We start from the raw sequence: 3,219 nt of genomic DNA, 5'->3' as shown, positions 1-3,219 counted from the left end.
TAGCGGGCTTGATAATAATAACTTGGAGCTTACTTACTTTCCCGGGTTTGATCCCAGTATCATCAGCGGTGCGGGGCTTAACTTCTCTGTTCGAGATGGGAAGAGGTGAACACCCGTCCTATCGGCTCCATAAATTTTGCAAGGTATTAGCCTTTTTCCATATTGTGAGATAAAATAAACAGTCAGAACATTTTTTTAATAAAAGTAAGCTTTCGGGTAATTAGTACTACTCGACTTTGACATTACTGTCTTTACATCTGTAGCCTATCGACCGTGTCGTCTACACGGACCCTTCATGGAATACTCATCTTCAGGTCAGTTTCGCACTTAGATGCTTTCAGCGCTTATCTGGTCCCGACGTGGCTACTCAGCTATGCCCTTGGCAGAACAACTGATATACCAGCGGTCAGTCCAACTCGGTCCTCTCGTACTAAAGTCAGAACCTGTCAATATTCCTACGCCCACAACAGATAGGGACCGAACTGTCTCACGACGTTCTGAACCCAGCTCGCGTGCCACTTTAATCGGCGAACAGCCGAACCCTTGGGACCTTCTCCAGCCCCAGGATGTGACGAGCCGACATCGAGGTGCCAAACCTCCCCGTCGATGTGAGCTCTTGGGGGAGATCAGCCTGTTATCCCCAGAGTACCTTTTATCCTTTGAGCGATGGCTGTTCCATACTAAACCACCGGATCACTATATCCTACTTTCGTACCTGATCGACTTGTCGGTCTCACAGTCAAGCTCCCTTTTGCTATTGCACTCTACGCACGGTTACCAAGCGTGCTGAGGGAACCTTTGAAAGCCTCCGTTACTCTTTTGGAGGCGACCACCCCAGTCAAACTACCCACCAAGCAATGTCCCCCATCTAGGGGTTAGAATTCCAGTACAAGAAGGGTGGTATTTCAACGTTGGCTCCCCGATGCCTAGCGACACCGGCTCACAGCCTCCCACCTATCCTACACATCCAGTACCAAAACTCAATGCTAAGCTATAGTAAAGGTTCATGGGGTCTTTCCGTCCCGTTGCGGGTAAACGGCATCTTCACCGTTACTACAATTTCACCGAGCTCACGGCTGAGACAGTGCCCAGATCGTTACACCATTCGTGCAGGTCGGAACTTACCCGACAAGGAATTTCGCTACCTTAGGACCGTTATAGTTACGGCCGCCGTTTACTGGGGCTTCAGTTCAATGCTTCGCCTTGCAGCTAACATCCCCCCTTAACCTTCCAGCACCGGGCAGGTGTCAGGCCTTATACGTCATCTTTCGATTTTGCAAAGCCATGTGTTTTTGTTAAACAGTCGCCTGGGCCATTTCTCTGCGGCCTCGATTACTCGAGGCTCCCTTTATCCCGAAGTTACAGGGTTAATTTGCCGAGTTCCTTAGCCGTGATTCACTCGAGCGCCTTAGAATATTCTTCTCGACCACCTGTGTCGGTTTACGGTACGGGTTACTTATCAGTTATACACGCCTAGACTTTTCTTGGAAGATTACTCGCTACACTCGTTTTGGCATTGCTGCCGCCTCTCTAAGACACTATTCCGTCAGTATCTGGTAACCCATGCTCTCCGTCATCTATTTGCCCAATAAGTAAGTACAGGAATATTAACCTGTTGTGCATTAGGTTGTCGCTCTCGCTAGACCCTTAGCCCCCGACTAACCCTCAGTTGATTAGCATAGCTGAGGAAACCTTAGTCTTTCGGCGTGAGGGTTTCTCGCCCTCATTATCGTTACTCATGCCTACATTTGCTTTTCTGAACGCTCCAGCCAAGCTCGTCGCTCAACCTTCGCCGCATTCAGAATGCTCCCCTACCAGTATATAAATATAATCCAAAGCTTCGGTACTTTACTTGATGCCCGTTTATTATCGATGCCCGCCTCGCTCGACCAGTGAGCTGTTACGCACTCTTTAAATGAATAGCTGCTTCCAAGCTAACATCCTGGCTGTCACTGCAATCAGACTTCCTTAGTTCAACTTAGTAAAGATTTTGGGACCTTAGCTGTTGGTCTGGGTTCTTTCCCTCTCGGATTGGGACCTTAGCACCCCAACCCTCACTCCCGGGTATATTTTAAGCCATTCAGAGTTCGTCAGGATTTGGTAGGATTTGACTCCCCCTAGTCCTATCGGTAGCTTTACCTGCTTAAAACTTAACCCCGAGGCTGTTCCTAAAAACATTTCGGGGAGTACGAGCTATTTCTCAGTTTGATTGGCCTTTCACCCCTACCCACAAGTCATCCAAATACTTTTCAACGTAAACTGGTTCGGTCCTCCACTCCGTTTTACCGGAGCTTCAACCTGCTCATGGGTAGATCACAAAGTTTCGCGTCTACTCCCACTGACTAAGCGCCCTATTCAGACTCGCTTTCGCTCCGGCTGCTCACATCCATGTGATTAACCTCGCCAGTGAAAGTAACTCGTAGGCTCATTATGCAAAAGGCACGCCGTCACCCCACGAAAGGGCTCCGACCGCTTGTAAGCGTATGGTTTCAGGGTCTTTTCACCCCCTTACTCAGGGTACTTTTCACCTTTCCTTCACAGTACTCGTTCACTATCGGTCTCTTGGTAGTATTTAGCCTTACCGGATGGTGCCGGCAGATTCAAAGGGGATTTCTCCAGTCCCCCCCTACTCAGGATACTCCTACAATAACTTAAACTTACCAATACAGGGCTCTCACCTTCTATGGCCCGCCTTCCCAGACAGTTCTCGTTCATTTAAATTATCGATATCGAAGTCCTACAACCCCAGTCTTGCCGCAACAACACTGGTTTGGGCTAATCCGCGTTCGCTCGCCACTACTTACGGAATCACTTTTGTTTTCTCTTCCTCTGCTTACTTAGATGTTTCAGTTCAGCAGGTTTGCCTTCTATTTATATAGAATACTAGATCTTCAATCTAGTGGGTTGCCCCATTCGGAAATCTTCGGATTAATGGTCTTGTGCACCTCCCCGAAGCTTATCGCAGCTTAACACGTCCTTCTTCGCCTCCAAGAGCCTAGGCATCCCCCATACGCCCTTAATTCACTTACTCTCTAATATCTTCATGCCCGAAGGCAATCGCTATCTATTCTTGCTCTTACTCTTTACTTTATTCTCACAATATGTCAAAGAACCTTGTGTAAATCTTTACTAGTTAACTAATAAATCTCTACATCGTTTCCCAATCATTCTACTTCCGTTGAAGTAGGAGGGAGGCTGTACTTAAATGATAAATGATAA

Annotated in this window: 2 rRNA genes; both read right to left on the bottom strand. The window is 47.7% G+C overall.

What is annotated here, in order from left to right:
• Window positions 1-20: 20 nt before the first annotated feature.
• A 5S ribosomal RNA gene (rrf, locus tag ESB04_RS12320) occupies window positions 21-132 on the bottom strand.
• A gap of 68 nt (window positions 133-200) precedes the next feature.
• Window positions 201-3,031 (bottom strand): 23S ribosomal RNA (locus ESB04_RS12315).
• Window positions 3,032-3,219: the final 188 nt, after the last annotated feature.

The organism is Aquirufa rosea, assembly GCF_004118285.1.
In the GTDB taxonomy this organism is placed as follows: Bacteria; Bacteroidota; Bacteroidia; order Cytophagales; family Spirosomataceae; genus Aquirufa; species Aquirufa rosea.
The sequence above is the reverse complement of the archived record's forward strand: the minus strand, read 5'-3'. Positions and strand labels throughout refer to the sequence as shown.